Source organism: Mesorhizobium sp. M0664, assembly GCF_040320565.1.
Taxonomy (GTDB): domain Bacteria; phylum Pseudomonadota; class Alphaproteobacteria; order Rhizobiales; family Rhizobiaceae; genus Mesorhizobium.
In genome coordinates this window covers 1-26,207 of sequence record NZ_JAMYPW010000017.1, presented here as the reverse complement: position 1 = coordinate 26,207, position 26,207 = coordinate 1, and the positions used below count along the sequence as shown (strand labels likewise).

32 protein-coding genes and 1 pseudogene are annotated in these 26,207 nt (G+C 62.3%); 16 read left to right on the top strand and 17 right to left on the bottom strand.

Going from position 1 to position 26,207, the window contains the following annotated elements; genetic code table 11:
- Positions 1–8: 8 nt before the first annotated feature.
- From NKI39_RS17155 to NKI39_RS17140, 4 genes are all read right to left on the bottom strand, one after another.
- Positions 9–1,436, bottom strand: coding sequence for an ATP-binding protein (locus tag NKI39_RS17155; RefSeq protein ID WP_352471109.1), 1,428 nt, complete (start codon positions 1,434–1,436; stop codon positions 9–11).
- Positions 1,437–1,446: 10 nt separating this feature from the next.
- A complete protein-coding gene (locus NKI39_RS17150) occupies positions 1,447–2,112 on the bottom strand; it encodes a response regulator transcription factor (RefSeq protein ID WP_023718390.1) in 666 nt (221 codons plus the stop codon).
- Between the two features lie 64 nt (positions 2,113–2,176).
- Entirely contained in the window at positions 2,177–2,476 is a 300-nt protein-coding gene (locus NKI39_RS17145; protein ID WP_352471009.1) for a hypothetical protein, read from the bottom strand.
- A gap of 381 nt (positions 2,477–2,857) precedes the next feature.
- Positions 2,858–3,268 (bottom strand): DUF3168 domain-containing protein, encoded by a 411-nt coding sequence (locus tag NKI39_RS17140; protein ID WP_352471008.1) that lies wholly within the window; start codon positions 3,266–3,268, stop codon positions 2,858–2,860.
- A 276-nt stretch (positions 3,269–3,544) separates the two neighbouring features.
- On the opposite strand from NKI39_RS17140, the gene NKI39_RS17135 reads away from it, so the two are divergent.
- Both NKI39_RS17135 and NKI39_RS17130 read left to right on the top strand, forming a co-directional pair.
- The gene (locus NKI39_RS17135) at positions 3,545–3,760 is read left to right on the top strand and encodes a hypothetical protein (protein ID WP_352471007.1); all 216 of its coding nucleotides are present in this window, start codon (positions 3,545–3,547) and stop codon (positions 3,758–3,760) included.
- Positions 3,761–3,803: 43 nt separating this feature from the next.
- Positions 3,804–3,995 (top strand): hypothetical protein, encoded by a 192-nt coding sequence (locus NKI39_RS17130; RefSeq protein WP_352501784.1) that lies wholly within the window; start codon positions 3,804–3,806, stop codon positions 3,993–3,995.
- Positions 3,996–4,025: 30 nt separating this feature from the next.
- Here the strand turns inward: NKI39_RS17130 and NKI39_RS17125 are convergent, their stop codons facing one another.
- Positions 4,026–4,292: a DUF1488 family protein gene (locus NKI39_RS17125; RefSeq protein ID WP_254819951.1), complete on the bottom strand. Its 267-nt coding sequence runs from the start codon at positions 4,290–4,292 to the stop codon at positions 4,026–4,028.
- The gene (locus NKI39_RS17120) at positions 4,289–4,561 is read right to left on the bottom strand and encodes a hypothetical protein (RefSeq protein WP_352471005.1); all 273 of its coding nucleotides are present in this window, start codon (positions 4,559–4,561) and stop codon (positions 4,289–4,291) included. Before NKI39_RS17120 ends, NKI39_RS17125 begins: the two co-directional genes overlap by 4 nt.
- Before the next feature lie 242 nt (positions 4,562–4,803).
- On the opposite strand from NKI39_RS17120, the gene NKI39_RS17115 reads away from it, so the two are divergent.
- The 6 genes from NKI39_RS17115 to NKI39_RS17090 all read left to right on the top strand — a co-directional run bounded on the left by NKI39_RS17115 (position 4,804) and on the right by NKI39_RS17090 (position 10,643).
- Positions 4,804–5,142: a co-chaperone GroES gene (locus NKI39_RS17115; protein ID WP_352471004.1), complete on the top strand. Its 339-nt coding sequence runs from the start codon at positions 4,804–4,806 to the stop codon at positions 5,140–5,142.
- A 101-nt stretch (positions 5,143–5,243) separates the two neighbouring features.
- Positions 5,244–6,863 (top strand): chaperonin GroEL, encoded by a 1,620-nt coding sequence (gene groL, locus NKI39_RS17110; protein WP_352471003.1) that lies wholly within the window; start codon positions 5,244–5,246, stop codon positions 6,861–6,863.
- An 82-nt stretch (positions 6,864–6,945) separates the two neighbouring features.
- Positions 6,946–7,107: a hypothetical protein gene (locus NKI39_RS17105; protein WP_352501782.1), complete on the top strand. Its 162-nt coding sequence runs from the start codon at positions 6,946–6,948 to the stop codon at positions 7,105–7,107.
- A 154-nt stretch (positions 7,108–7,261) separates the two neighbouring features.
- On the top strand, positions 7,262–9,421 hold the full coding sequence (locus tag NKI39_RS17100; protein ID WP_352471002.1) for a transglycosylase domain-containing protein: 2,160 nt from the start codon (positions 7,262–7,264) through the stop codon (positions 9,419–9,421).
- A 96-nt stretch (positions 9,422–9,517) separates the two neighbouring features.
- A complete protein-coding gene (locus NKI39_RS17095; RefSeq protein WP_352833153.1) occupies positions 9,518–10,102 on the top strand; it encodes a DUF1214 domain-containing protein in 585 nt (194 codons plus the stop codon).
- On the top strand, positions 10,095–10,643 hold the full coding sequence (locus tag NKI39_RS17090) for a DUF1254 domain-containing protein (RefSeq protein WP_352471000.1): 549 nt from the start codon (positions 10,095–10,097) through the stop codon (positions 10,641–10,643). The genes NKI39_RS17095 and NKI39_RS17090 overlap by 8 nt, the downstream gene beginning before the upstream one ends.
- Positions 10,644–10,657: 14 nt before the next feature.
- Here NKI39_RS17090 and NKI39_RS17085 read toward each other — a convergent pair whose 3' ends face one another.
- Positions 10,658–10,843 carry a hypothetical protein gene (locus NKI39_RS17085; RefSeq protein WP_292658434.1) on the bottom strand — a complete coding sequence of 62 codons (186 nt, stop codon included), beginning with the start codon at positions 10,841–10,843 and terminating at the stop codon, positions 10,658–10,660.
- 187 nt (positions 10,844–11,030) lie between these two features.
- On the opposite strand from NKI39_RS17085, the gene NKI39_RS17080 reads away from it, so the two are divergent.
- Positions 11,031–12,041, top strand: a complete 1,011-nt coding sequence (locus NKI39_RS17080; RefSeq protein ID WP_352833150.1) for a DUF2336 domain-containing protein — start codon at positions 11,031–11,033, stop codon at positions 12,039–12,041.
- An 11-nt stretch (positions 12,042–12,052) separates the two neighbouring features.
- On the opposite strand, the gene NKI39_RS17075 is transcribed toward NKI39_RS17080, so the two are convergent.
- The 4 genes from NKI39_RS17075 to NKI39_RS17060 form a co-directional block, all read right to left on the bottom strand.
- Positions 12,053–12,400: a DUF1491 family protein gene (locus NKI39_RS17075; RefSeq protein WP_352833147.1), complete on the bottom strand. Its 348-nt coding sequence runs from the start codon at positions 12,398–12,400 to the stop codon at positions 12,053–12,055.
- Between the two features lie 94 nt (positions 12,401–12,494).
- The gene (locus NKI39_RS17070) at positions 12,495–13,262 is read right to left on the bottom strand and encodes a peptidoglycan-binding domain-containing protein (RefSeq protein ID WP_352833144.1); all 768 of its coding nucleotides are present in this window, start codon (positions 13,260–13,262) and stop codon (positions 12,495–12,497) included.
- Positions 13,237–14,985, bottom strand: a complete 1,749-nt coding sequence (locus NKI39_RS17065; RefSeq protein ID WP_352833247.1) for a sensor histidine kinase — start codon at positions 14,983–14,985, stop codon at positions 13,237–13,239. The genes NKI39_RS17070 and NKI39_RS17065 overlap by 26 nt, the downstream gene beginning before the upstream one ends.
- A gap of 64 nt (positions 14,986–15,049) precedes the next feature.
- Entirely contained in the window at positions 15,050–15,295 is a 246-nt protein-coding gene (locus tag NKI39_RS17060) for a hypothetical protein (protein ID WP_352833143.1), read from the bottom strand.
- Between the two features lie 207 nt (positions 15,296–15,502).
- Between NKI39_RS17060 and NKI39_RS17055 the strand changes: the two genes are divergently transcribed.
- Together NKI39_RS17055 and NKI39_RS17050 are read left to right on the top strand one after the other, a co-directional pair.
- Positions 15,503–15,871 (top strand): DUF5330 domain-containing protein, encoded by a 369-nt coding sequence (locus NKI39_RS17055; protein WP_352771680.1) that lies wholly within the window; start codon positions 15,503–15,505, stop codon positions 15,869–15,871.
- A 113-nt stretch (positions 15,872–15,984) separates the two neighbouring features.
- Positions 15,985–16,413, top strand: coding sequence for a SufE family protein (locus NKI39_RS17050; protein ID WP_023677843.1), 429 nt, complete (start codon positions 15,985–15,987; stop codon positions 16,411–16,413).
- A 103-nt stretch (positions 16,414–16,516) separates the two neighbouring features.
- Here NKI39_RS17050 and NKI39_RS17045 read toward each other — a convergent pair whose 3' ends face one another.
- Entirely contained in the window at positions 16,517–16,942 is a 426-nt protein-coding gene (locus tag NKI39_RS17045) for a Ros/MucR family transcriptional regulator (protein ID WP_023677844.1), read from the bottom strand.
- A gap of 673 nt (positions 16,943–17,615) precedes the next feature.
- On the opposite strand from NKI39_RS17045, the gene NKI39_RS17040 reads away from it, so the two are divergent.
- From NKI39_RS17040 to NKI39_RS17030, 3 genes are all read left to right on the top strand, one after another.
- Positions 17,616–19,727 (top strand): S9 family peptidase, encoded by a 2,112-nt coding sequence (locus tag NKI39_RS17040; RefSeq protein ID WP_352833140.1) that lies wholly within the window; start codon positions 17,616–17,618, stop codon positions 19,725–19,727.
- 77 nt (positions 19,728–19,804) lie between these two features.
- Positions 19,805–20,431, top strand: a complete 627-nt coding sequence (locus NKI39_RS17035; RefSeq protein WP_352833138.1) for a LysE family translocator — start codon at positions 19,805–19,807, stop codon at positions 20,429–20,431.
- A gap of 144 nt (positions 20,432–20,575) precedes the next feature.
- Entirely contained in the window at positions 20,576–20,959 is a 384-nt protein-coding gene (locus tag NKI39_RS17030; RefSeq protein WP_352683839.1) for an SET domain-containing protein, read from the top strand.
- 11 nt (positions 20,960–20,970) lie between these two features.
- Here the strand turns inward: NKI39_RS17030 and NKI39_RS17025 are convergent, their stop codons facing one another.
- The 4 genes from NKI39_RS17025 to NKI39_RS17010 form a co-directional block, all read right to left on the bottom strand.
- Positions 20,971–21,921 (bottom strand): cytochrome c, encoded by a 951-nt coding sequence (locus NKI39_RS17025; protein WP_352833135.1) that lies wholly within the window; start codon positions 21,919–21,921, stop codon positions 20,971–20,973.
- Between the two features lie 9 nt (positions 21,922–21,930).
- Positions 21,931–22,374, bottom strand: a complete 444-nt coding sequence (locus tag NKI39_RS17020; RefSeq protein WP_352449059.1) for a c-type cytochrome — start codon at positions 22,372–22,374, stop codon at positions 21,931–21,933.
- A 175-nt stretch (positions 22,375–22,549) separates the two neighbouring features.
- Positions 22,550–23,146 (bottom strand): superoxide dismutase, encoded by a 597-nt coding sequence (locus tag NKI39_RS17015; RefSeq protein ID WP_023677850.1) that lies wholly within the window; start codon positions 23,144–23,146, stop codon positions 22,550–22,552.
- Positions 23,147–23,253: 107 nt separating this feature from the next.
- A complete protein-coding gene (locus NKI39_RS17010; RefSeq protein ID WP_352833132.1) occupies positions 23,254–24,132 on the bottom strand; it encodes a branched-chain amino acid aminotransferase in 879 nt (292 codons plus the stop codon).
- A 151-nt stretch (positions 24,133–24,283) separates the two neighbouring features.
- On the opposite strand from NKI39_RS17010, the gene NKI39_RS17005 reads away from it, so the two are divergent.
- Positions 24,284–24,946, top strand: a complete 663-nt coding sequence (locus tag NKI39_RS17005) for a haloacid dehalogenase type II (RefSeq protein ID WP_352507472.1) — start codon at positions 24,284–24,286, stop codon at positions 24,944–24,946.
- A gap of 175 nt (positions 24,947–25,121) precedes the next feature.
- The gene (locus tag NKI39_RS17000) at positions 25,122–25,946 is read left to right on the top strand and encodes a L,D-transpeptidase (protein ID WP_352743189.1); all 825 of its coding nucleotides are present in this window, start codon (positions 25,122–25,124) and stop codon (positions 25,944–25,946) included.
- Positions 25,947–26,091: 145 nt separating this feature from the next.
- Here the strand turns inward: NKI39_RS17000 and NKI39_RS16995 are convergent.
- Positions 26,092–26,207 (bottom strand): annotated as a pseudogene (locus NKI39_RS16995) (IS110 family RNA-guided transposase); the annotation flags it as partial.

Sequence of the window (26,207 nt, the reverse complement as noted above, 5' to 3'; positions counted from 1 at the left end):
GAAAAGCATTACTGAAGGCTCCGCAATCGAACCATCGCCTTCAATCCACCCATGATGGATCGTTCCAGCGCCAGAGAGCCTCCATACTCGTTGACAAGGTCGGCGACAATGGCAAGTCCGAGCCCGCTGCCCGGTTTTGTCTCGTCGAGCCGCCGGCCGCGCTGCAACACCTCGCGCGCCTTGTCGTCGGGAATGCCGGGGCCGTCATCCTCGATGCTGATCTCGAACAGGTTGGCTGCGCCTTCCGTGCCAGCGCCACCTTTGCTGGAGATTGGCTTGACCGAAACGGCGACCGCGCTCCTTGCCCATTTCATCGCATTGTCGAGCAGATTGCCGAGCAGCTCCTCCAGGTCCTCGCGTTCGCCGGCAAAGACGATGTCGGTGGCCGGCAGCGACAGCGACAGCGCCGTCTGCGGGTTGAGCTTTTGCAGCACCCGAACCATGCGCTGGACCAGCGGCGCCACCGGCGTACGGTAGACGACGCTGTCGCGCTGCGCGGCGACGCGAGCACGTTGCAGATAATGGTCCACTTGCTTTTGCATGGAAGCGGCCTGCTCGGCGATCAGCTGGCCCTTGGCGCCACCCAGCGCCCGTCCCTCGTTGAGCAGCACGGCAAGCGGCGTCTTCAGCGAGTGCGCGAGGTTGCCGACCTGCGTGCGCGACCGCTCGACGATACGCCTGTTGTTCTCGATCAGCGCATTGGTCTCGTTGGCGAGCGGCTCGATCTCGGCCGGGAAACGGCCATCTAGGCGCTGCGCGGTTCCTTCGCGCACCATGGCAAGCGCATTCCTGACCCGGCGCAGCGGCTGCAGGCCGAGCAGGATGGCAATCGCATTGATGGCGATCATGCCGACGCCGAACAGCGACAGATAGGTCAAAAGGCGCCGCTGGAAGGTGGCGATTTCCTGCTCGAGCTCGGTCTGGTTGCCCATGACGCGGAAGCGCGCGGCGCGGTTTTTCGCATCGAGCACGAACTCGCTCTCGAACACCTCCAACTGCTCGCCTTCGATGCCGTCCGCTGAATAGCTGCGCTGGAAGCTGGCATTGAAGGGCACCTCGGCAACGCTTGGCGACGGGATCGCCTTGGTCATCGACGACGAATGGAGATCGCCGTGCACGCCTTCCGAGGCAGGCTCGACCGACCAGTACCAGCCGGAATTCGGTTCCGAGAACCTCAAATCACCAAGGTCGGGGGCGCCGGTCAATTGGCCGCTTTCAGAAACGCCGACCGAGCCGATCAGGTTGAACAGATGCGCCGAAAGCAGGCTGTCGAAACCGCGCTCGCTGGCCTGGCGATAGAGCGTGGTGATCAAGGTGAAGATGACGACCAGAGTGAGGATCGCCCAGACCGTGGAAAAGGCGATGACGCGAAACGCCACCGAACGCGGCCATGACCGCAGCGACGGCGTGTTCGAGACGGCGGGTTTTGTAGGCAGCGGTTCCGCGTTACGCCTCCGGCTTACGCATGCGGTAGCCCATGCCGCGAACAGTTTCGATCATGTCGATGCCCATCTTCTTGCGAAGCCGTCCGACAAAGACCTCGATCGTGTTGGAATCGCGGTCGAAATCCTGGTCGTAGAGATGCTCGACCAGCTCGGTCCGGGACACCACCTCGCCCATGTGGTGCATCAAATAGGCAAGCAAGCGAAATTCGTGCGAGGTCAGCTTCAGCGGCACGCCGTCGACGTCGGCCTTGGAGGCCTTGGTGTCGAGGCGGAGCGGCCCGCAGGTCAGTTCGGACGAAGCGTGCCCGGCAGCACGCCGGATCAAGGCCCGCACCCTGGCCAGGATTTCCTCGATGTGGAAGGGTTTGGTGACGTAGTCGTCGGCGCCGGCGTCGATGCCGGCAACCTTGTCGCTCCAGCGGTCGCGTGCCGTCAGGATCAGCACCGGCATCTTGCGGCCGCCGCGCCGCCATCGCTCGACCACGCTGATGCCGTCCATCTGCGGCAGGCCGATGTCGAGCACCACGGCATCGTAGGGCTCGGTGTCGCCGAGAAAGTGCCCTTCCTCGCCGTCGAAAGCGCGGTCGACGACATAGCCGGCATCGACCAGCGCGTCGCCGATCTGCCGGTTGAGATCCTTGTCATCTTCGACGACGAGTACGCGCATGCGGAAGGCCTGTTGAAGCTGTTCAGATATAGGCCGATTCCGGCAGTCTGGGAAACGGCACGGTTCAGTTCAGCGGAACGACGATCTCCGAGCGACGCGGACGCTGCCCTTCCTTGCCCGGAACCAGCACGACGATGACGCAGACGGGCTGGCCGCCGCGTGTCGACTGCGAGGCCTTGGCCAAGGTGCCGCCATTCTGCTCGGCCACCTGCTGGCCGATCGCATAGCAGTCGGAGGCGGCGAGGACGACCGGTTGGGGCTGCTCGGGCACGACAACGGGGATCGCCATCGCCTGCGACGCAAGCAGACCGGCGGCTGACAGCGCCAGTGCCGCGGTCCGGAAGTGGGAGCGAAGGGTTTTCATGGTCAGCGTTCTAACGCGCCGGTGCTGAACGTGATATGAACGGTGAACGCTCGAATGCATGCCCGCCACACCCCTGAAGCGCGAGATTACCGGATTGCCATTTCGCCGCCCATCCCGCGAAATTGCCAAGTTTAACCTAGCCCTCCGATCCTTCGCCGACAACCGGGCATCGTTTGGCAGTGAAAGGCAATCGCTTCAGGTTTGCCCCGACTTCGATAATCGATCCGGCAACCGAAGGCAGATTCAGGCGAACCGACCGGAAATAAAAACCCGCCTCTGCGGCGGGTCGCTGGCGCCATCAGCACCATAGGCGAAGTAGTAGCATAGCTGCCGGCACAAAGCAAGAACAAAATTGCCGGATTGTAAAAAAATGCCCGGTGGTCAGCCCTCGTCCTTGATCACGGCGCGGAAGCGCAGCAGCCCGTGATGGGCCGAAAGGTCCTCGTCGTAGCGGGCTTCGGCGAATTCGAGCTTGAGGTAGGCGCGGCGATGTTCGCCGAGCGAGAGAGCCGTATCGCGCAGGCGGGTGCTAACAAGGTCCATGATGTCATTGGTTTCCTTGCTGGCCTCTGATTTCGACCAGACATGCAACGTCAGCAACTGTTCTGCGTCGTTCTCCATTCCCGTTGCCCAATCGTAGACGCTGGTGCGGCCGAAGGTCATGTGGGGGAACGCAACATTTTCCGGCGCACGGTCGAACAATCGTGCGTCGCCCAGTGCCGCCGATAAATCGGGATCGTCATTCACTGCCTCGAATATGGCCTTCTGCAATTCGACGGCCGGCGCGGTCATCGTCTTTCCCTTCGTCCGTCGCGTCGACCTCCCGGCTGCGTAGCTGCGTTGCATGAAGGCATCCCGCCAAAGCGCGAATCAGCGCGTCTCATGCGGATTATGAACCTTCATGATCTCGGCAATAAGCCCTGCTCCTGGAATGCGCGACGCCCCGGCCGTCCGCGCCACGGACCCTTGAGGGTGATGCCAACCTGCGCGAAGTCATTTGGCATGCAGGAGTTCGAAAAAAGGATGCTATGACGATGTCTGGTTTCCAGACATTCGAGGTCGTTTTTCGTGCGCGAGCCGTCGCTGCTGCCTGTCTTCGGAAAGCTTGGGGCCAAGGCGCCGCCGGTCGCGATTGCGGCGTCGACCATGTCGATGACCGTCAAGAGTCTGGTCAACCACACTCGGGAGGTGCTCTCGGCGTACGGTAGCCTGGCCCTGAAGCTGTCCGTCGTTTTGTGGACGGTGCTTGTCGTGGCGGCAGTATTCTTCATCGCCCAGGCCTGATCGAGCGACATTCATTGATTGGGCGGAAACGAAAGGACCCAAGATGGCAAAGCGCTACGCGCTCCGTATGGAACATCCTCACAGCTGGACCGTCTTCGACGTCTTCACCGGCCAGCCGGTCGAGCTCAAGCAGCAACTCACGGCCAGTTTGAACACGCGCGATGCGGACGCGATGGTCGACCGGCTGAACGGTCGCGACGTCAAGCGGCGAGCGAAGGCGGACCGGAAGCCCTGACAAAGCGTCTTGTGGACGGATCGCGACGGACTAGCGAAAATCGGCCGCAGTCAGCACATATATGCTCCTGCGGGTGCGGGCATAGGCATTCCTGGCGACATCGTGGATCGAGTTGGAAGCCGTGTCGAAGGCTGCCAGGTAGGTAGCTTCTGAGGCCGCCGTTCCCGGCTGCATCTTGGAGATGGCATCGGTTGCGACAGAGAAGGAAATCTGGAACATCCCGTCATGGCCGACGAAGCGGATGCGTTTGCTTGCCTCGTCGTAGCTGCGGCTGGGATTGGGAAATGTCAGGCTCATGATTTCGCCTCCGTCGATGCAGATACGGCCTTCTTGACTGCCCGTGACGCCCGCTTCTTCTTTGGTGCGACCGGATTCAGAGCTTCCGCCGCGCGGTCCGCCTCTTCCTTGGCCAGTCGCAATTCCCTCAGCCTTGCCGTTTTGATGCTCCTCGCCTTGGCTTCCGAGAGATATTCGGCAGTTGCTTTGTTCCGCTCCGCCGTCTTCTTTTGATTTTCCATGAAGCGGGCCTGAGCTTTTTCCATGATGTTCTGATTGCCTTCGGCCATCGGTAAAATCTCCCTTGCAGCGAAAGTCGTGAATGTGAATTCACCATAAAATAGGTGTTCAAAGATAGAAATTCAATTTCATTAATATTCGGCAAGGCCCGAACACCAGGGGATAACCAGGCAAGATGATACGTTCAATATTTCATGTGCCCTATGAATATTTTTTGGCGCTCCTATCAATCGAGTGCCAGGGCGCCTATAGAGAGGGGCGGCCGCCTAAGCTGGCCCCAGAAAGAGTCCCCATGAAATTCCGGCCACTCCACGATCGCGTCGTCATTCGGCGCGCCGAAAGCGACACCAAATCCAAGGGCGGCATCATCATCCCCGACAATGCCAAAGAAAAACCGCAGGAAGGCGAAGTGATCGCTGTCGGGCCGGGCGCGCGGGACGAAAGCGGCGCGCTGATCCCGCTCGACGTCAAGGCCGGCGACCTCATTCTGTTCGGCAAATGGTCCGGCACCGAGGTCAAGATAGACGGCGAGGACCTTCTGATCATGAAGGAGGCCGATATCATGGGCATCATCGAAAAAAGCGAGACGGGCATCATCGACAAGACCGTGGCTGCCAAGAAGGCCGCCTGATTGGAAGGCCGCGCGCCCTCCCGCGCGCGCGCAAAGGACGCTCCGAGCTTTGATTCAGGCGCTGCAAGCGCCTTGCCACGACAACCGAACTGGAAAAGATCATGTCTGCCAAGGAAATCAAATTCTCCACCGACGCGCGTGACCGCATGCTGCGCGGCGTCGAAATCCTCAACAACGCCGTCAAGGTGACGCTCGGCCCCAAAGGCCGCAACGTCATTATCGACAAGGCCTACGGCGCGCCGCGCGTCACCAAGGACGGGGTGGCCGTGGCAAAGGAGATCGAGCTTTCCGACAAGTTCGAAAACATGGGCGCGCAGATGGTGCGCGAAGTGGCCTCGAAGACCAACGACCTTGCCGGCGACGGCACCACCACCGCCACGGTGCTTGCCGCTTCCATCCTGCGCGAGGGCGCCAAATTCGTTGCCGCCGGCATGAACCCGATGGACCTCAAGCGCGGCATCGATCTTGCCGTCAGCGCCGTCGTCAAGGAAATCCAGGCGCGCGCCAAGAAGGTCAAGTCCTCAGCAGAGATCGCGCAGGTCGGCACCATTGCCGCCAATGGCGACACCAGCGTCGGCGCCATGATCGCCAAGGCGATGGACAAGGTCGGCAATGACGGCGTCATCACAGTCGAGGAGGCCAAGACCGCCGAAACGGAGCTCGACGTCGTCGAAGGCATGCAGTTCGACCGCGGCTATCTCTCGCCCTATTTCGTCACCAATGCCGAGAAGATGCGTGCCGAGCTGGAAGACCCTTACGTCCTCATCCACGAAAAGAAGCTCGGCAATCTGCAGGCACTGCTGCCCATCCTCGAAGCCGTGGTGCAAAGCGGCAGGCCGCTGCTGATCATCTCCGAGGACGTCGAGGGCGAAGCGCTGGCAACGCTGGTCGTCAACAAGCTGCGCGGCGGACTCAAGGTAGCGGCCGTCAAGGCGCCTGGCTTCGGTGACCGCCGCAAGGCGATGCTGGAAGACATCGCCGTGCTCACCGCCGGACAGATGATTTCCGAGGATCTCGGCATCAAGCTGGAGAACATCACCATAGACATGCTCGGCCGCGCCAAGCGCGTGCTGATCGAGAAGGACACCACCACGATCATCGACGGCGCCGGCGAGAAGACCACCATCCAGGCGCGCGTCCAGCAGATCAAGGGGCAGATCGAGGAAACCACGTCCGACTATGACAAGGAGAAGCTGCAGGAACGTCTCGCCAAGCTGGCGGGCGGCGTTGCCGTCATCCGCGTCGGCGGCGCGACCGAATCCGAGGTCAAGGAAAAGAAGGACCGCATCGACGATGCGCTGAACGCCACGCGCGCGGCCGTCGAAGAAGGCATCGTTCCCGGCGGCGGCGTCGCGTTGCTGCGCGCCAAGGCTGTGCTGAAGGGGCTGACCGGAGCCAATGCCGATGTGACGGCAGGCATCTCGATCGTGCTCAGGGCCCTTGAAGCGCCAATCCGGCAGATCGCCGAGAATTCCGGCGTCGAAGGTTCGATCGTCGTCGGCAAGCTCGCCGAGGGCAAGGATCACAATCAGGGCTTCGATGCCCAGAACGAGGTCTATGTCGACATGATCAAGGCCGGCATCGTCGACCCGGCGAAGGTGGTACGGACGGCGCTGCAGGACGCGGGCTCCATTGCGGCGCTTCTGATCACGGCGGAAGCCATGATCACCGACGTTCCGGCGAAGGAAGCCGCTGCTTCGCCCGGCGGCATCGGCTATTGACCAGCCACTGCCGGAAACAAGCCTGAAAGACAGCCGCCGGGGTATCTTCCCCGGCGCGCACCATCGGCAAGGAGATCGATCAATGATCGCATTCGTCCCGAAGCCAAAGGCAGCGGCGAAAATCGAAGTGGCCGAGGAAAGCCGCTTCGATCGCATTCGCAGGCTTGCCGACAAGCACAGGAAAGCCAACGCCGGCATGATAGGCCGCGACCCGAAAAAGATCGCGGACAAGCGTCCCATGTGACGACTGCCAATGCTCGGCACCTCGCGCAAGCGCGGAACCTTCATCGCCCTTGTAGGCAGCGCCAAAATGGACGAATAGTCATAGCGGCGCGCCGCCGTGAAATTGCCGGCATGCGGTTTCTCAGTTGGCGGCATCGCCGCAGCCGGATCCTGGAATGGCCAGTCCTTTGGAACCACGCAAGAGAAGAGGTCCGATCGCCGCAAGGCTGCTGGCGGTGGATGCGTGGATTGATTCCTCGGTCTACGAAATCGGCTTCAGGGCGCGCCAGTTCTGGGAAGCGGCGACCATCTTCTCGCGGCGTTTCCGTGTCGACGGCTGGCGCCGCGGCCTGATCGAACTGTTGAGTGAAGGCTTTACGCTCGGTGCCGGCGGCATCGTCGTCCTTTTGGCGCTGGCCTTGCCGGCCTTCCAGATAACCGCCGGCGACTGGCGCACGCAAGGCGACTTCGCCGTCACCTTCCTCGACCGCTACGGCAACGAGATCGGCCAGCGCGGCATCATCCAGCGCGATTCGGTGCCGGTCGACGAGATGCCCGACCATGTCATCAAGGCGGTGCTGGCGACCGAAGACCGCCGTTTCTTCGACCATTACGGCATCGATGTGCTCGGCCTGTCGCGCGCCATATTCGAGAATGTGCGGGCAAATTCCGTCGTCCAGGGCGGCTCGAGCATCACCCAGCAGCTGGCCAAGAACCTGTTCCTGACCAATGAGCGGACATTCGAGCGCAAGATCAAGGAAGCCTTCCTGTCGCTGTGGCTCGAAGCCAATCTGTCGAAGAAGGAAATCCTGCAACTTTACCTCGACCGCGCCTATATGGGCGGCGGCACCTTCGGCATCGAGGCGGCAGCCGATTTCTATTTCGGCAAGAGCGTCAAGGACCTGAACCTTGCCGAGGCGGCGATGCTGGCCGGCCTGTTCAAGGCGCCGACCAAATATGCGCCGCACATAAACCTGCCCGCCGCCCGGGCGCGGGCCAATGTGGTGCTGTCCAACCTGGTCGATTCCGGCTTCATGACCGAAGGCCAGGTGCTGCAGGCAAGATTACACCCGGCCGAAATCGTCGACCGCGGCGAGCAGAAGAGCCCCGACTACTACCTCGACTGGGCCTTCGACGAGGTCAAGAAGATCGCCGCCAAAGGCGGCCCGCACTCGCTTGTCGCCCACACCACCTTCGACGCCAACATCCAGAAGGCGGCCGAAGAATCGATGGAGTTCCACCTCCGCCAGTTCGGCAAGGAATACAACGTCACCGAGGGCGCCATCGTCGTCATCGAGACCAATGGCGCGGTCAGGGCGATCGTCGGCGGCCGCGACTACGGCGCCAGCCAGTTCAACCGCGCCACCAAAGCGCTTCGCCAGACCGGCTCCTCGTTCAAGCCCTATGTCTATGCGACGGCGATGGAGCATGGCTTCACGCCGGATTCGGTGGTTTCCGGCGGACCCATCTCCTGGGGCAGCTGGTCGCCCCACAATTACAATGGCGGGTCGGCCGGCAACGTCACGCTGATCACGGCGATGGCCAAATCGATCAACACGGTGCCGGTGCGGCTGGCCAAGGATTATCTCGGCATCAAGCCGATCAAGGCCATGGCCGAGGCGATGGGCGTCGAGTCGCCGCTGGAATCGCACAAGACCATGGTGCTCGGCACGTCGGGCATGACCGTGATGGACCAGGCGACGGGTTACAGCGTATTTGCCCAGAACGGCCTTGCCGGAACCCGGCACGGCGTCAGCCAACTCTTCACCCGTACCGGCGAGGTGGTCTACGACTTCGCCAAGGATGCGCCGCCGCCGCATCGGGTGCTGTCGGAGCAGGCGCTCAAATACATGAACACCATGCTGGCGGCGGTGCCGGTGATCGGCACTGCCCGGCGCGCGGCCCTTCCAAACATCGTCGTCGCCGGCAAGACCGGCACGACCCAGTCCTACCGCGATGCCTGGTTTGTCGGCTTTACCGGCAACTACACGGCCGCCGTCTGGCTCGGCAATGACGACTTCACCGCGACCAACAAGATGACCGGCGGCACGCTGCCGGCCATGGTGTGGCAGCGGCTGATGGTCTATGCGCACCAGAATATCGACCTCAGACCGATTCCCGGCCTCGATCACCCCTTCGTCGATGCCGAAATTGCCGCCAAGGCCGAGGAAGCGGAAAAGAAGAACGCCGAACAGGCAGCTGCCGATGCCGCCGCCGAGCGTCCGCCGGTGCTGTCCAGCCGGACCACCCAGACCCTGAAGGAACTGACCAGGCTGTTCCAGGCGGCACCCGTGCTCGACGCGCCCGCTGCACCGGAAACCCTCTCGGCGCTGTGACGCCCAATTGCGCGGGGCCGCTTGCCACAAGGCCCTGCGCCGCGATATCCCCGAGCGGCAATCTTTCAGTCCCGGCCTTCGGTTCCCTGCCTCCTCATGCTCAAGAACGCCTTCCTGACACTGCTTTCGCTTGCCATCGCCGTCGTCGGCGGTGGCGGCAGCGTCTGGTATGCACTGAAGCTGCAGGATGGCGTCGGCGCCATCAGGATCGGCCAATGGACCGCCTTCCCCGATATCGGCACGCCGACGGCAGATCCCTATTCGAAGGCCCGCGTGGCTCGCGAAGGCGTGCTGGCGCTCGGACAGGCGGAAGGACTGTCCTTCATAGCCGAGCGCGATTCCGGCGGCGAACAGCTCCAGCGGCAATGTGCCTACAAGATCGCGGGCGGCTTTCCCACCGCCCGGTTCTGGACGCTTTATGCCGCCGACCAGTCGCTTGGCGTGGTCGAGACCGGCAAGCCGAGGCCGGCTGCGCTGCAGTCCTATCAAGTGCTGCGCCAGGCCGACAATTCGGTGGTCATTTCCGTCGGCAGCCGCCCAGCGCCCGGCAACTGGCTGCTGACCAGCGGCACCGGCAAGATGTACTTGGTGCTTACGTTCTACGACACGCCGATCGCCAGCAGCACCGGTCTCTCGGACGTCACGCTGCCACAAATCCAGAAGGTCGGCTGCAATGCGTAGCCTGCTGCATGCCGTGCTGCTCGGCCTGCTCGGCGCCGGCATCGTGCACATCATCGTGCTGCTGCTCGTCCCCGAGTTCTCCGAACGCGACGCCTGGTCGCGATTGGCCATGGCTTCGGATCTCTACAAGATGACCAGGCTCGACGCGGAAGCCGGCGGCGCGCCGGTGGTGAAATCGGTCGATCCGCTATTTTATGCGGCGGCATGCCGTTTCGATCTTGCCGAGGGGATGGTGCGGGTCAAGGCGCCGGGCAAGGTGCCGTTCTGGTCGATATCGGTCTATGACCGCGGCGGCCACAATATCTACTCGTTCAACGACCACAGCGCGACCGCAGGCATGCTCGACACCGTTGTGCTGACGCCGGCCCAGATGATCGAGGTCCGCAAGGATCTTCCCGAGGAACTGCAAGGGGCCATCTTCGTCGAGGCGCCGATAGAGGAAGGCGTATTCGTCATCCGTTCGTTCGTGCCCGACGACAGCTGGAAGCCGATCGTCTCGCGGTTTCTCGAACAGAGTTCCTGCGAACTGCAGGATTTTTAAGCCGGTTCCGATGCTCAGTGATGCGGTACCGGCAATGTTCCCGAAGGTCCCGGCTTGTCGGGGCCGGCCGGCCGCGTTTCGCCGGTCAGCGGCCGCTGTTCGTAGCGCACCCCGGGAAAGATGATCACTGCCGCCGGCGCGGTTTGTTGTGCTCGATTGGTTGCCGCCGTTCGCGGCACGAAAGACAGTACCATGCCCATGGTTCGCGTATTCCTCTCGGTTGCCCCGGAGCACAACGCAACGCCTCCATAGTCGATTAAGAAGGCAGTAGGTTAACGGAGCGCTAACGGATCGCCGCTAAATTGATCTTTGTTCTTGGGAAACGCGAAACCGGTACAGCCCGGCGGAGCGCTGTCCAGATCGTGTCGAGTGTCGGGCGTATCCTTCGTGTCAGCTTCGGATTTCAGGCAAATCGCAGCAGGAGCTGAATCGGGAAAGGCCGAAAGGCTGTTTCGCGCCGCGGTATCGGCGTTCTGCTCGCTCACCCGGCCTTCGCGCCGGGAAATCGCGCAGCTCGAAGACCTGACGCTGCCGCTGTTCGAGAATGTCTCGGTCGAATCGCGCCGCTACGTCGCGGCAGCCCTTTCCGAATGCGAATATGCACCCGCCGCGCTGGTGCGGCGGCTTTGCCAGGAGCGGGTCGACATCGCCGCTCCGCTGCTCATCCGCTCGCGCGCCCTTAGCGACGTCGACCTGATCGCGCTGATCGGACGTCACGGCCTGCCGCATGCCCGTGCCATTGCCCGCCGCAAGGATCTCAATCAAACGATCGCGGATCTCATCAAAGTGCTCGAAAGGCCGACGCTGGTGCGGTCGCAGCAGCAGCCGGAACCAACCGCCAAAGCCGCGTCCGAAAACGCCGAAGTGGTTGCGGGCGAGGTCAACAGGCAAGAGGCTTCCGATGCCGCTGAAACTGTACGCCGCCGGTTGCGATCCATGATGCGGGCCGAGAGCGGCGCCTCCATCAGTCCGTTCGTCGAGCCACAAACCTATGTCAAGCTGCGCGAGACCGCGCTGACCGGCAATGCGGCATTCTTCCAGACAGCGCTCGCCGATGCGCTCGAAGTCGATTTTTCAACGGCGCGGACGCTCACCGCGAGCCACAATTACACACCGCTGCTGGCCGCCTTGCGGGCGCTCGACCTCAGCGAAGACAAGGCGTTCCTGATCACGGCCGCCATCTATCCGACCGAGTTTCCGCACCCGCAGGCGATCCGCATCTTCCTCGACCGCTACCGCCTGCTGCACCGCGACGCGGCGTTGGACAGGCTCCGCGGCTGGAAGGCCGAGACCGTGTCGAAAATCGTTCGCAAGCCTGGGCGCGTCGCCGCAAATGCCGACCTGCGCAAGCCGAACAGCGCCGATATGACCGCCACCCCAAAGGCGCGTCGCGTCTGAAGGGCTTGCCGTTAAGACGCCTTGACCGAGATAAGCTGCTCGACGGGAATGGCGCCCGCCTCGATCTCGACCACCCAGATATCCGGATCGAATCTCTTCTCGCGCTCCAGCCGCGCGTCGAAGATGGCGGCATCGTCGCCTTCGCCAAGCAGGCTGAAAAAACGGTCGTCCGGCCTGGCTGAATCGTAACTCGTCTGCGGCGCCGGCCCGAACAGCGCCATCTCCCCTTGCCTGCCCCGCGCCAGCACGAAAACCGCGCCGGCTTCCGTCGCGCCGCGCTTGACCACGGCGGCAAAGCCGCCGGCGCTGAAAACCCGGCGCAACAGCGCCGACACCCACAGATCGGTGGTTACCCGCATGGAGTATTCCTGGACATGCGGCGGTCCTTACAGCATTGGCCGGAAAACCGTAACCGGTCTTTGCCGAGCGACCGGCGAGCGGCCGTCACGACCCTCAGTTGGTCAGGCCGATCTCGCGCATCTTGACGTAGACGATCTCGTCGGGCTCGCCGGTCTCCGGCAAGCCGAACAGCGCTTGGAATTCCTTGATCGCGGCCTTGGTGCGCGCGCCTACGACGCCATCCAATTGCATGTCGTCATTGCCGAACGCTTTCAGTCCGGCCTGGATCTTGACGATGCGGGGATCCGGCGCCGTCGCATTTGCCGGTGCGGACACCGGAATGGCGGCCGGAGCAGCGGCCGTTTCGACCGGCCGCGGCACCGGATGCGGCACCACGGCCGCGGTCTTTGGCGTGGCGCCCAGTTGATCCAGCAGGACGCTGTCGATCTCGCCGGAGGCATTCAATCCGACCTTCTGCTGATAGGCCTGGATGGCCTTGCGCGTATTCGGTCCGGGAATGCCGTCGACAGTGCCGGAATAGAAATCGAGATCCTTCAATATGCCCTGGACCTGCTCGACGACCGGGTCGCTCTTGATCGGCGCAGCGGCCGGACGCACGATATTGATGGTGGTTTCGGGCTCGTCGCTGTCCGCCCGGGGAAAGCGCTCGATGCTCCTGGTGGCGAAAAACGCGCCGGCATGCGGAAAGGGCTGGTACCAAAGCGCGTTCGCCGAGACGTAGAACAGCGTCACCAGGAACGCGGTCGAGCCGCCGACCACAATAGGATTGCGCGAGATCAGGCTGCCCAGCGCCATCGCTCCGTGCTCGAAGGCATTGCCGCGGCGTTTGACCGCCTTAGGCTGTTTTGCGGAGCGACCCATTGCTCTCCCCTTTGCCACCGTCCGCTCTGGCTTTGGCTGCGGACATCGGCACCACGCCGGTTTTCTCCGTCGAACGCCCTGTCGGCCCACTCACGGGAAGGCTGATCGTCACCGTGGTGCCCTCGCCCGGCATGCTTTCGATCGACATTGTGCCCTCGTGCAGCGCCACCAGCCCCTTCACCAGCGAAAGCCCGAGGCCTGTACCTTCGAAACGGCGGGTATAGTCGTTCTGGATCTGCATGAACGGCTTGCCGAGATTGACGAAGTCTTCCTCGGCGATGCCGATGCCGGTGTCCCGCACCCAGAAATGCAGCCGCGAGCCGATGCGCTTGGCGCCGATGACGACATTGCCGCCTTCGGGCGTGAACTTGATCGCGTTAGAGACGAGATTGATCAGGATCTGCTGCACGGCGCGACGGTCGGCATTTATTTCGCCTGCGTCCGGCGCGATCTGGGCCTGCAGATCGATGGCCTTTGCCTCGGCTTGCAGCCGCATCATCGATTGGCACATCTCGACCGCTTCGCGGAAGCGGAACGGTTCCGGTTCGGTCGCGTAAGCGCCCGATTCGATCCGTGATACGTCGAGTATCGAGGTGACGACGGCAAGCAGGTGCTGGCCAGAATCCCTGACCAGCCCGACATATTCCTTCTGGCGCGGATCCTTGAAGCTGCCGAACATCTCGTGCAGCAACATGTCGGAAAAGCCGATGATGGCATTGAGCGGGGTGCGCAACTCATGGCTGACGACGGCAAGGAAGCGTCCTTTCGCCACCTCGGCGGAGGCAGCCGCCTCATTGGCAGCGGCAAGCTCCTGGCGCAGTCCGGCCAGTTCGTCGTTCTCGCGCAGAAGAAGCGTGAAGACAGTCTCCTGCCCCGGCGCGCGCATCATCTCGAGCGAGAACGGCCGGTAATTGTCGGCCGTCACGCCGCTGCTCTGCGGCAACCTTACGCGAAGGTCGAGCCGGGTCGACAGGTCGCCATCGCGCATATCGGCCAGCGCACTGAGATACGGGACGCGGTCGGACAGATGGATGCGATCGAAAAGTCCGGTGCCGAAAAGCAGCTCCGGCGGCAGCCGCAGCATAGTGCGTGCCTTAGCCGAGACGTCCAGAACCTCGCCATGCGCCGCGATTCGCAGCACGACGGCGTCGATGAGGTCTTCGAGCCGGTGGCTGCCGGCCGGATCGAGCTGTGCGTTGGCGGCGCCGCGAAGCGGAGCGATACGCGGAATGAGCGTGAGTGCCCAGGCCAGTGGTACCAGCCAGTGCCATGCGGCGATTTCGGTCTGGTGGTCGAGCGGCAAGACGGAACCGGCTAAAGGCTGCAGCAAGACTGCGACAAAGGCCGATATGGCGCCCCAGATCACGGCACGGCGCGACTGGCCGATCCACCACGCTTCAAACGGCAGCGCCACCGCGAGCAAGGCAACCGGCGAGGCCACACCGCCAGCGGCAGCGATAAGGGCACCGAGGGCAACGCTGCCGACGACCAAGGCGAGTCGGCCGGCCAGGGCCATCTTGCCCGATGCAGCCACCAGCAGGGCGGCGAACCAGCAAAGGCCGAACGCCGCAAAGATCGCAGCCACAGTCACGGCCGCGCCCATTCCCGACGTCACCAGCGTCACCGCTGCACCCGCGCTGAAGAAAGGCGCCGCCAGCATGACGCCAATGAACCGGCTGTGGCGGCGACGATCGCTCTGGCCGAGCACGGACGGATGAACCATCCGTTCGCAACCGGCGGCTATCGCGCCCGGCAACTCGGCGTATCTGGCCTTGATCGCACTCAACTCAACGCACCCGGTCGTGAACGGCCCTGCTTTGCAGGCGGCTTTTGTCGATCCGAAACTCGCATCCAGCGTTTAAGGAATGGATAAGGCTGGGCTGATCGTCCCCCGGCAGGCTGCAAATATCGGGATACCGGCGGGGAAAAACCGGGGCAATTGCCGCCATAGTAAACGGAGCGTTATCCGCACGCCCGCGCCTGACGTTGCGGCCGATGGCATCAAACTGTCGCCGATTAAAGAAAATGATCATGAAAAACAATCGGTTGGATGGTTATCATTTGCTGAATGAAATCTGAACCATTCGAGGCAAATGAACTTCAAAACGCTTCGTTTCGAATCTGCCTAAAATTTGAGGAAAACTGTTGCTTTCGGGACAAGCCGTCCTTTGCGCGTCTGTGTCAGTATCGCGGTACAGGTCGTGCGGTTCGGAGGCATGACCGTCATAAAGGACAGACAGATGGGCTTTCTGATAAGAGCTGCTTTCTGGTTTTCGCTGGTGCTTCTGGCGCTACCGCTGGGTGTCGGCGCCGATGATGCGGGCCGCGAAAGCGTCGGACCGCTCCAGGCGCTGTTTGCGGCGCGCGAAGCCGTCGGCGATATCGCCGGCATCTGCGAGCGCAAGCCGGACGTGTGCGAGACCGGCAAATCGGCAATGCACACCATCACCGCCCGGGCCCGGGAGACCGCCAAGATCGCGGCTGCCATGCTGGACGACAAGGCCGCCGAACCCGATACAGTGACGACTACCGGCAGCGTGCCGGGGGAAATCGTCTTGCCGGCGAAAGTCGATCTGCCGGCGAAACTGCACTTGCCGGCGAAGAACTGAGACTGTTTCGGCCGAATTCATCGCCAGACCGCAAGGCTCCCCATGCCCGGCGCCTGCGGCGTTTCTCCTCTTTTTCCGTGACGTGGCAGCGCCGGATGATTATATCCAGGGGCATGACGACGACGATCCAGACCATCCGCGACGACTTTTCCCTGCTCGACGAGTGGGAAGACCGCTATCGCTATGTGATTGAACTGGGTGAAGCGCTGCCGCCGTTTCCCGACGAGCAACGCATACAAGCCAACAAGGTGCCCGGCTGCGTCAGCCAGGTCTGGCTGACCACCGAGCAAGGCGGGGGTGTCGACCCCGTTATCACCTTCAAGGGCGATTCCGACGCCCATATCGTGCGCGGCCTGGTCGCCATCATGCTGGCGCTATTTTCGGGACGGCCGGCCAGCGAAATCCAGAGGACCGACGCAGAGGCCACATTGAAGGCGCTCGGACTTGACGAGCACCTGTCGCCGCAGCGCGCCAATGGTCTTCGCTCGATGGTCAAGCGCATCAAGCGTGACGCCGAGGCAGCGTTGAAGCAGACCGCCTGACCGCACGGCAGTTGCCGGCAGCATGGCGGGTTCGACCTTGACCCCATAATACAAAACGGCGCCTGTAGGCGCCGTTTGAGTATCAAACCGGAAGAGCCGCTTGTCAGCGTCCCTTGCGCTTGCGGCCGAGACCCATCTTCTTGGCGAGCTGCGAACGGGCGGCCGCGTAATTGGGCGCAACCATCGGATAGCTTGGGTCCAGGTTCCACTTTTCACGATACTGGTCGGGCGTCAGATCATAGTGGGTCATCAAGTGACGCTTGAGCGACTTGAACTTCTTGCCGTCTTCGAGACAGATGATGTAGTCGTCATGCACCGACCGCTTCGGATTTACCGCCGGCTTCTGCTTGTCGGCAGGCGGCTGCTCGGCGGCCCCGCCGACACGCCCGAGAGCGGCATGAACATCGGCGATAAGGTTCGGCAGTTCGCCGACCGGTACGGGATTGTTGCTGACATAGGCAGCCACCACATCGGCGGTGAGCTCGATCAGCGCGTCACTGTTTCTGGAAGGTGTTTCGGTAATATCCATGGCGTTCAGGTCCCAACGAGAATTGTTTCTGTCTACGCCCTATTTTTGGCAGGCAGGGCATCGCGCGAACTTGTGCAGGAAAAAGCCTCCGCGATTCGCGTCGCGGCATCTTAATGAGCCTGGGCGTCAAGTAAGTCAATTCGCTTCTTGCGGTCTATTCAGCGATACAAGTCAAATATTCCTCATTCAGCTTCACTCTTTCGTGCAAAGTGTAACTTTGCCGTTTTTTCTGGTCAGACCAGTATCGACTGACGCGGCGGCAAGCAGCCATTACACAAACGGCAGCACGTAAATAGAGTTCGATGCTTGACCCTGCCGGCGGCATTACAGCCAGGGTGATCGGCGGATTCAGTAAAATCATAGGTTGCGAAGCGTTACTGTTGCTCGCGAGCCGTCGCCGGAGCGGTGCGCTGTGTCATTGAAATGGGGTAATGTATTTCCGTAGACCCAGCCATATCGGCCACTTGCCAAGCCGCGAAGGCAGTTGCATGAGATTGACCGGCACTGGCAGGGTCATCGCAGCGACGGCGAGAACCGCGGCAGTCCGAGAAGAAATATTCGTTATCCGCTCCTCCAGCCGTCCTCTCGAGCCACCACGACGATAGATCATAGCCCTTGAACCCGCGCTCGGCGTGTTCATTCGCCATTCAAGTAGCTTCCACAGCGAGACGCAATGACCAGAACCCCAGTGTTTCCGACCGCCACGCCGCCGCAGCCGGAGAAGCGGCCGATCTTCGACACGCATCACGGCATAACGCGGACGGACGATTATGCCTGGCTGAGGGCCGCCAATTGGCAAGAGATGTTCAGGGATCCGTCCCTGCTCGACGGCCAAATCCGCGCCCACCTCGAAGCCGAGAATGCTTACCAGACGGCGCTGATGGCCGATACCGTCCAACTGCAGAAGCAGCTTTTCGCGGAAATGAAGGGACGCATCAAGGAAGACGATTCTTCCGTGCCGATGAAGGACGGACCTTACGCCTACGGCTCCTCCTTCAAGCTTGGCGGCCAGCAGCCGCGTTATTTCCGCACGGCGCGTGACGGCGGCGACAAGCAGATATTGCTCGACGGCGATGCCGAGGCCGAGGGCAAGCCCTATTTCCGCCTGGGCGGCGTCGATCATTCGCACGACCACAGCAAGCTGCTCTGGGCCTTCGACGACAAGGGTTCCGAATTCTACACGCTGCGCGTCCGCGATCTGGCCGGCGGCAACGATCTGGCGGACAGGGTCCCGGACACCGGCGGTGGCGGTGTGTGGGATGCCGGCAATGACGGTTTTTTCTACACCCGCCTCGACCCCAACCACCGTCCTTCCAAAGTGCTGTTCCATGCGCTTGGCGACGGTCCTGAAAACGACCGGCTGATCTACGAGGAGACCGATCCCGGCTTTTTCATGGATGTCGGCGGCACGCGCTCCAACGAGTGGATCATGATCGGCATCAACGATCATGAGACCTCGGAATACCGCATCATGAGCGCCAACGATCCGTTCGCAGAGCCGAAGCTGGTTGCGGCGCGCCAGACCGGCCTGCAGTACGAACTCGAGGAAGGCGGCGACATCTTCTTCATCCTCACCAATGCCGACGGCGCCAAGGACTTCAAGATCATGACGGCGCCGGCCCACGATCCGGTGCGCGCCAACTGGCAGGAACTGGTGCCGCACGAAGCGGGCCGGCTGATCCTTTCGGTGATCGGCTTCAAGGACCACATGGTCCGGCTCGAGCGCAAGGAAGGCCTGCCGCGCATCGTCGTACGCGACCGCAAGAGCGGCGAGGAGCACCTGATCTCCTTCGACGAGGAAGCCTTCTCGCTCGGCCTGTCCGGCTCCTACGAATACGACACCGAGATCATGCGCTTTTCCTATTCGTCGATGACGACCCCGGCGCAGGTCTTCGATTACAACATGCGCACCCGCGAGCGGGTGCTGCTCAAGACCCAGGAAGTGCCGTCCGGCCACGACCCGGAGCACTACGTCACGCGCCGGCTGATGGCGCCTGCCGCCGACGGCGAACTGGTGCCGATCTCGCTCCTCCATCACCGCGACACACCGCTCGACGGGTCCGCCCCTTGCCTGCTTTACGGCTACGGCTCGTATGGCATCACCGTGCCGGCCGCGTTCAACACCAATCTGTTTTCGCTGGTCGACCGCGGCTTTGTCTACGCGATAGCCCATGTTCGCGGCGGCAAGGACAAGGGCTATGGCTGGTACGACGACGGCAAGCGGGTGAACAAGATGAACACGTTCACCGATTTTGTCGCTGCCGCCCACCACCTCGTCGCCGAACGCTATACGCAGCATGACCGCATCGTTGCGCAAGGCGGTTCGGCCGGCGGCATGCTGATGGGCGCGGTCGCCAACATGGCGCCGCAATGCTTCGGCGGAATCGTCGCCGAGGTTCCCTTCGTCGACGTGCTCTCCACCATGCTCGACGCCAGCTTGCCGCTGACGCCGCCGGAATGGCCGGAATGGGGCAATCCGATCGCGTCGGCGGAGGATTACCGGACGATCGCCGCCTACTCGCCCTACGACAATGTCGCCGCACTCGACTATCCGCCGATCCTGGCACTGGCCGGCCTGACCGACCCGCGCGTAACCTATTGGGAGCCGGCCAAATGGGTGGCGCGGCTGCGCGACCGCAAGACGGGTGAAAATCCGGTGCTGTTCAAGATCAACCTGGATTCAGGCCATGCCGGCGCCTCCGGCCGGTTTTCAAGACTGGAGGAAATCGCCTTCACCTACGCCTTCGCGCTCAAGGTGACAGGCAAGGCCGAGCTTGCGGCGTGAACATCGGCGGATGAGCGGTTATTGCCTTCCGTTCCGCGACGTGGCTTCATTGGCGGTGAGAGTTGCGGAGCCCACCAATGATCGATCTCGCCACGTTGATAGCTTATGTCGCGGTTGTGCTTGGCTTTGTCTTCATCCCGGGTCCGGCCACCCTTCTGACCGTGGCGCGGGCTACTAGTTCCGGAACCAGGGTTGGCATCGCGACCGGCGCGGGGATCGCGGCCGGCGACGTGGTTCACACCTTCATGGCGATCGTCGGCATTTCGGCGATCATTGCCACGTCGGCGGCGCTTTTCAGCATCGTGAAGTACATCGGCGCAGCCTACCTCATTTATCTCGGCATTCGCGCGATCATCGAGAAAACGCCGGCCTATCCGGCCGCCGGCGCACTCGCGATCCCCGCTGCCAAAGCATTTCGGCAGGCTGTTTTGACCGAGGTTCTCAATCCCAAGACCGCGCTTTTCTTCCTCGCATTTCTTCCGCAGTTCGTGCGGCCTGAAAACGGATCGGTGATGCTTCAACTGGCGATATTGGGCGTCATCTTTGTTCTGTTGGGCCTCGCCAGCACGGTGGTTTTCGCCGTGCGTGCGGGCGGCCTCGGTGCATTCCTGCGCCGAAACCCGACGGTGCTGAGATGGCAAGGCAAGGCTGTCGGCGGCATCTATTGCGCCTTGGGCATCCGGCTGGCGCTGCAACAGCGCTAGGGTCTCGACAAGCGACGCCGTATGAGGCTTCGGATACTAGGCAGGCACAGTTGATTTTCCGCTCGCAATTGCAAAGGCCGCGCGCTACCCAGTGCGCGGCCTTTTCACGGTCGCCGCCAACACTCAATCACGCAGGGATCTGCCATGTTGCTCGTCGATGTCTATCTCGACAAATCGCCCATCCAGGGCATCGGCGTCTTTGCCAAGAACCACATTGCCCGCGGCACGCTGGTCTGGAAGCTCGACCCTAAATACGACCGGCGCATCGAGGTGGAGACCTATGAGCGGGAAACCGGGCCGGTCAAAGCCTATCTCGACCGCTACGCCTATCCGGACCGGCGCGACCCGAACTACATCGTCTTCGAGGCCGACGATGCGCGCTACATGAACCATGCCGACGACCCGAATTGCGACGTCTCCCAACCGGAGGAGACCTATGCCTTGCGCGACATTGCGCCCGGCGAGGAAATGACCTGCGACTACAATCACTTCTTCGAAACCGGCTTCGACTTTCTCGGCGACCGCTGACGCAACAGCTGTCAGCTCGCCGGCTTCTTGCGCGCCGGATAGCCGTTGGGATGCGGCGGCACGGCTTTCAGGTAGGCGGCGATCGCCGAGCGGTCCTCCGGGGTCAGCACGGCCATGTTCCGCTGCACGTCGACCATAGCGCCGCCGACCGTATCGAAATCCGGCGTAAAGCCGGTTTCGAGATAGTTGGCGATGTCGGCTTCGGACCAGTCGGCGATGCCGCCCTCGCCCGACGTGATGTTCGGCACGATGCCGCTGCCTTCGGCGGCGGCCGCACCTGCCAGCCATTGGCTCTTGCTGGTGCCGCCGGCAAGATCCCGCGGCGTGTGGCATTCGCCGCAATGGCCGGGGCCTTCGACCAGATAGCGGCCTGTCAACACCGGATCCGGTGTGCCGTCGGGAAAGGAAACGACCGGCTGGTCACTCAAATAGAGCAGCTTCCACAAGCCAAGACCGCGTCGGACGTTGAAGGGAAATGCCAGCGAATTGGCGGGCGCCTTGCCGGCGACCGCGGGTAACGTCTTCAGGAATGCATAGAGATCGGCAATGTCGGCCGGCTTCATGCGCGCGTAGGAAGCATAGGGAAATGCCGGATAGAGATGCTCGCCCGACGGCGACACGCCCTTCAGCATGGCGTTGGCAAGATCCTCGACCGACCAGGCGCCGATGCCGTCCCTGGTATCCTGCGATATGTTCGGCGGCACGAAGCTGCCGAACGGCGTCTTGAGCTCAAGGCCGCCGACCAGCCGAAGGCGGGCGTCGCCTTGCGAGCCGGGCTTGGCATGACAGGATGTGCAGCCGCCGGCGTAGAAGATGCGCTTGCCCCTGGCGGCGTCGCCGGGACCAAGCTCAGCCAGCGTTGCGGCATCGAGCCTGACCGGAGCCGACAGCAACCAGCCGGCAATCGCGGCCGCGCCGCCCAGAACGAGGGCGGCGCCGACAAATTTCTTCAGCAAGCGCATTGCCCGCTATCAGCCTTTTTTTACCCGGTAGTTTTGATGGCAGTTGCCGCAGCCGCCGCCAATGGTGTTGAACTGCGCCTTCAACGCGTCGGCATCCGCAGGTGCTGCGGCGACCGCCGCCTTGACGTCGGCGAGGTACTTGCCTTCAGCCGTCTTGAAGCCGGCCATGTCCTGCCAGATTTTTGGGGACGCCGTGGTGTCGCCGGTGTCGCTGCCGGCCGGGAAAAGCGTGTCGACGCCGGCATGGAATTTCTCGGCATTGACCTGCAGTGCCTGCAACGCCGTCAGCACCGAAGCTGCGTCGTAGGGCGTCTCGCCCTTGACCACTTTCGACAAGCCGGCGGCGATCTTGCCACGTTCCTTCATCAGGGCCTGCCGGTCGGCTACCGGGTCGGCAAATGCCGCCGAACCAGCGAAGGCGAGCATCGAGATGGCGAGGATAAGCTTTCTCATTCACTTGGCTCCATGTTGAAGGCAGTTCAGGATGCGGTCCCACCCCGATGACAAACGGCAAGGATGGCTTAAAAATTCCGACGCTTCGCCTCACGCTTGCGTGAAATTTTTGCAGCTGTCGTTCTGATGCTGAAAAAGAAAAGCCCCGGTTCTGCCGGGGCTTTTCTGGAACGGATCAGGCCTTTTCGTAGAGCTCGAGCACATAGTCCCAGTTGATGAGACTGTCGACGAAGGCTTCGAGATATTTCGGCCGGGCGTTGCGATAATCGATGTAATAGGAATGTTCCCAGACATCGACGCCGAGGATCGGCGTCGCGCCATGGACGAGCGGGTTCTCGCCATTCGGCGTCTTCGAGATCGCCAGCTTGCCGTCCTTGACCGAGACCCAGGCCCAGCCCGAACCGAACTGGGTGGTGCCGGCGGCGATGAAGTCGGCCTTGAACTTGTCATAGCCACCAAGATCGCTGTCGACCGCCTTTTGCAATGCGCCCGGCAGCTTGTTGCCACCGCCGCCCTTCTTCATCCATTTCCAGAAATGGATGTGATTGTAGTGCTGGGCGGCATTGTTGAAGAGGCCCGCATTCTTGCCGAAGGACTGTTTGACGGCCTCTTCGACCGACAAATCGCCCATGCCCGCCTCGGCGGCCAGCTTGTTGCCGTTGTCGACATAGGCCTTGTGGTGCTTGTCGTGATGATATTCCAGCGTTTCCTTGGACATATAAGGCTGCAAAGCCTCGTAATCATAGGGCAAGGCGGGCAATTCAAAAGCCATCGGTCGTACTCCCTCGTGGAAAAATCCGGTGTCGATACCGGACTAACATAGGACTGGATTGGTCTGGAACAACTCCGGAAACGAAGCGCCGGCCGCTTTTTAGCGGGTCAGCCGGGCGAAGTCGAATGCGCCCATTCCCAATAGAGTTCGCGCGCCTTCTTGGCCACCGGTCCCGGCTGTAGATTGCGATCCTCGATACGGGTGACCGGCACGACTTTCGAGTGGTTTCCGGTCGAGAAGATTTCGTCCGCCTCGAGGAAATCGCGGATCGACAGCGTCTTTTCCGTCGTCGTGAACCCGTATTCGCCAAGCAGGGCCATGGTGCGCGCGCGGGTGATGCCGGAAAGGAAGGTGCCGTTCGGCGCCGGCGTCAGGACATGGCCGTCCTTGACCAGAAAAATATTCGACGTGCCGGTCTCGGCGACATTGCCCAGCATGTCGAGCACGAGCGCATTGTCGAAGCCGCGCAACTTGGCTTCGAGGATGGCCCGGCCGTTGTTGGGATAAAGGCAGCCGGCCTTGGCATTGGTCGGCATGGTTTCGATGGTCGGGCGCCGGAACGGCGACACCGTCACCGAAAAACCCGCCGGCGAGATCATCGGCGATTCATAGAGGCAAAGGCAAAAACGCGTCGAGGCCGGGTCGGCCGGCACGCCCATATAGCCGCCATGCTCGGCCCAATACATCGGCCTGATGTAGACCGCCGTCTTGCCGTCGAACTTCTTCAGCCCGTCCCAGGTCAGCCCGACGATCCTGTCGGTGCTCATCGTCGGCTTCAGGCCGAGCGCGATCGCCGAGGCATTTACCCGCGCTGCATGGCGATCGAGATCGGGAGCGACGCCCTCGAACCAGCGGGCGCCGTCGAACACGCTGGTGCCGAGCCACATGGCGTGGCTGCGCGGCCCTAGAATGGCAACATTGCCCTCGTACCAGTCGCCGTCGACGAAGGTCCATGTCGCGGATTGCGCCGCAGTCGCCAGTGTCATTGCCAGGTTCCGTTCGATGCTTGTTGCGGCGCATTGGAAGATGCTTTGGCGGCCGCCGTCAACCGGCTTGGCTGAGATTTGTTGAGGCCAGCGGGCTGGCGGACTGCAATCAGCGCTTGCGCCTTGCCTTACGCGGCCTCAAAACTGTCGAATGCAGTTCGCGGCTTACGTTTTCGACGCCTATGGCACGCTGTTCGACGTGCATGCGGCCGTGCGCCGTCACGCCGACCAGATCGGGCCGGACGGCCAGTTGCTGTCCGATATCTGGCGCGCCAAGCAGCTGGAATATTCCTGGGTCAGGACGCTGATGGGGGCCTACGCCGATTTCTGGCAGCTCACCGAGCAGGCGCTCGACTTCGCCCTGCGCAAGGTTCCATCCGCGGATGCCGGGCTGAGGGCGAAGCTGCTCGAGGCTTATTGGCGGCTGGACTGCTATCCGGAGGTGCCGGCCGTGCTCAAGGCGCTCAAGGCATCGGGAGCAAGGCTGGCGATCCTGTCCAACGGTTCGCCTGAGATGCTGGAAGCGGCCGTCAAATCCGCCGCGCTCGACCAGGTCCTGGACGACGTCTTTTCCGTCGACAGCGTCAGGCGCTTCAAGACCGATCCGTCGGTCTACGACATGGTCACCACGGGCTGGCGCCTCTATCCGGGCGCTGTCTCTTTCCAGTCATCCAACCGCTGGGACGTCGCCGGCGCCACCAAATTCGGCTTCAGGACGGTGTGGATCAACCGCGCCAATCAGCCAGAGGAATACCGGGATTTTCCACCGGCCCTGATCCTGCCGTCCCTTGAAGGTCTGGTCGCCGGGGTTTGACGGCCGGACATGTTGCCTCGGCGCAACAGTGACGATCCAGTCACAGCTTTGCCTTTGTTTGTCCACCCTGCGGCCAGAATTGGAACCGCCTATCGCGCCGGGCATTGCTCGGGCAACCGCGCGCAACCGGGCGTATTCATGCTTTGTTGCGATTTGAGACTTAAAAAAGGCAATCATGTTCACACCCCCATCGTCCTCTCTGCGCCTGAGCCGTCGCGGTTTTCTCAACGCAGCAGCGCTTGGCGCCGCCTCGGTCGCGGTCTCCAGTTGCACCACGCTGTCGCAACAACCGGTCGAGCCACCGCCGCCGACCTATGTCGAGCCGGCGCTCGGCGACTATGTGACGATGTATGGGCCGATGTCGGATGGCGGCTTCGAGCTGCCGGCCATACCGGTCGACAAGATCGACCCGCAGTTCCTGCGGCAGATCGTGGACGATCCGACCGGGCAGCAGCCGGGCACCATCGTCGTCGACACCACCAATCACTTCCTCTATCTGGTGCGCCCGGGGGGCCAGGCGATCCGCTACGGCGTCGGCCTCGGCCGCGCCGGCTTCGAATGGTCGGGCGATGCCGTGGTCCAATGGAAGCAGAAATGGCCGAAATGGACGCCGCCGGACGAAATGATCACCCGCCAGCCCGAACTAAGACCGTACAGCGCCGACAATGGCGGCATGCCCGGCGGGCTCAAGAACCCGCTTGGCGCGCGGGCGCTTTATCTCTTCCAGGGCAACCAGGACACGCTCTACCGCTTGCACGGTTCGCCGGAATGGCGGTCGATCGGCAAGTCGGTGTCGTCGGGCTGTGTGCGCCTGATGAACCAGGACATTATCGATCTCTACGACCGAGTGCCGAACAAGACCCCGGTCGTGGTGACGGCCGACATCGGTCAGCCGATGGTGGCGACAGCAAACCGCAAAGCCATTCCGATCGACGCCGGCGTGCCGGAAGGATCGATCCTGCTCGGCCCGATAAAATCGATCACAAACTCGATCTTCTGAGCTGATCGAAAGCACAGGGGCGGGATTGCTCACGGCTCCTGCTGGTTTTGCCGAGCGTCGGCTTGCCCGTGCCCGCCTTTGGATTTGATGCTTACGTTGAGGCGGACTTTGCCGCACGTGTGTGCAGACGCCACCAGTGACAGCTCTTGCGCGCCGTCAGCAGCGCGCGGCGCTTTTGGCTCGTCAGCGTCTTGACATGCACCGGGCGGAACAGGTTGACGCGCATCATCTGTGCGATGCCGCGCGCATCATTGCGATCCG

Coding starts and splice junctions, on each gene's coding strand:
- NKI39_RS17130 (WP_352501784.1), top strand. CDS start 3,804: ATGGCAAAGCGCTACGCGCTCCGTATGGAACATCCTCACAGCTGGACC.
- NKI39_RS17075 (WP_352833147.1), bottom strand. CDS start 12,400: ATGCGGGTAACCACCGATCTGTGGGTGTCGGCGCTGTTGCGCCGGGTT.
- NKI39_RS17070 (WP_352833144.1), bottom strand. CDS start 13,262: ATGGGTCGCTCCGCAAAACAGCCTAAGGCGGTCAAACGCCGCGGCAAT.
- NKI39_RS17150 (WP_023718390.1), bottom strand. CDS start 2,112: ATGCGCGTACTCGTCGTCGAAGATGACAAGGATCTCAACCGGCAGATC.
- NKI39_RS17085 (WP_292658434.1), bottom strand. CDS start 10,843: ATGGGCATGGTACTGTCTTTCGTGCCGCGAACGGCGGCAACCAATCGA.
- NKI39_RS17120 (WP_352471005.1), bottom strand. CDS start 4,561: ATGGCCGAAGGCAATCAGAACATCATGGAAAAAGCTCAGGCCCGCTTC.
- NKI39_RS17060 (WP_352833143.1), bottom strand. CDS start 15,295: ATGATCATTTTCTTTAATCGGCGACAGTTTGATGCCATCGGCCGCAAC.
- NKI39_RS17025 (WP_352833135.1), bottom strand. CDS start 21,921: ATGCGCTTGCTGAAGAAATTTGTCGGCGCCGCCCTCGTTCTGGGCGGC.
- NKI39_RS17005 (WP_352507472.1), top strand. CDS start 24,284: ATGCAGTTCGCGGCTTACGTTTTCGACGCCTATGGCACGCTGTTCGAC.
- NKI39_RS17040 (WP_352833140.1), top strand. CDS start 17,616: ATGACCAGAACCCCAGTGTTTCCGACCGCCACGCCGCCGCAGCCGGAG.
- NKI39_RS17100 (WP_352471002.1), top strand. CDS start 7,262: ATGGCCAGTCCTTTGGAACCACGCAAGAGAAGAGGTCCGATCGCCGCA.
- NKI39_RS17105 (WP_352501782.1), top strand. CDS start 6,946: ATGATCGCATTCGTCCCGAAGCCAAAGGCAGCGGCGAAAATCGAAGTG.
- NKI39_RS17010 (WP_352833132.1), bottom strand. CDS start 24,132: ATGACACTGGCGACTGCGGCGCAATCCGCGACATGGACCTTCGTCGAC.
- NKI39_RS17020 (WP_352449059.1), bottom strand. CDS start 22,374: ATGAGAAAGCTTATCCTCGCCATCTCGATGCTCGCCTTCGCTGGTTCG.
- NKI39_RS17065 (WP_352833247.1), bottom strand. CDS start 14,985: ATGGTTCATCCGTCCGTGCTCGGCCAGAGCGATCGTCGCCGCCACAGC.
- NKI39_RS17125 (WP_254819951.1), bottom strand. CDS start 4,292: ATGAGCCTGACATTTCCCAATCCCAGCCGCAGCTACGACGAGGCAAGC.
- NKI39_RS17140 (WP_352471008.1), bottom strand. CDS start 3,268: ATGACCGCGCCGGCCGTCGAATTGCAGAAGGCCATATTCGAGGCAGTG.
- NKI39_RS17035 (WP_352833138.1), top strand. CDS start 19,805: ATGATCGATCTCGCCACGTTGATAGCTTATGTCGCGGTTGTGCTTGGC.
- NKI39_RS17145 (WP_352471009.1), bottom strand. CDS start 2,476: ATGAAAACCCTTCGCTCCCACTTCCGGACCGCGGCACTGGCGCTGTCA.
- NKI39_RS17095 (WP_352833153.1), top strand. CDS start 9,518: ATGCTCAAGAACGCCTTCCTGACACTGCTTTCGCTTGCCATCGCCGTC.
- NKI39_RS17015 (WP_023677850.1), bottom strand. CDS start 23,146: ATGGCTTTTGAATTGCCCGCCTTGCCCTATGATTACGAGGCTTTGCAG.
- NKI39_RS17030 (WP_352683839.1), top strand. CDS start 20,576: ATGTTGCTCGTCGATGTCTATCTCGACAAATCGCCCATCCAGGGCATC.
- NKI39_RS17050 (WP_023677843.1), top strand. CDS start 15,985: ATGACGACGACGATCCAGACCATCCGCGACGACTTTTCCCTGCTCGAC.
- NKI39_RS17090 (WP_352471000.1), top strand. CDS start 10,095: ATGCGTAGCCTGCTGCATGCCGTGCTGCTCGGCCTGCTCGGCGCCGGC.
- NKI39_RS17055 (WP_352771680.1), top strand. CDS start 15,503: ATGGGCTTTCTGATAAGAGCTGCTTTCTGGTTTTCGCTGGTGCTTCTG.
- NKI39_RS17115 (WP_352471004.1), top strand. CDS start 4,804: ATGAAATTCCGGCCACTCCACGATCGCGTCGTCATTCGGCGCGCCGAA.
- groL (WP_352471003.1), top strand. CDS start 5,244: ATGTCTGCCAAGGAAATCAAATTCTCCACCGACGCGCGTGACCGCATG.
- NKI39_RS17045 (WP_023677844.1), bottom strand. CDS start 16,942: ATGGATATTACCGAAACACCTTCCAGAAACAGTGACGCGCTGATCGAG.
- NKI39_RS17000 (WP_352743189.1), top strand. CDS start 25,122: ATGTTCACACCCCCATCGTCCTCTCTGCGCCTGAGCCGTCGCGGTTTT.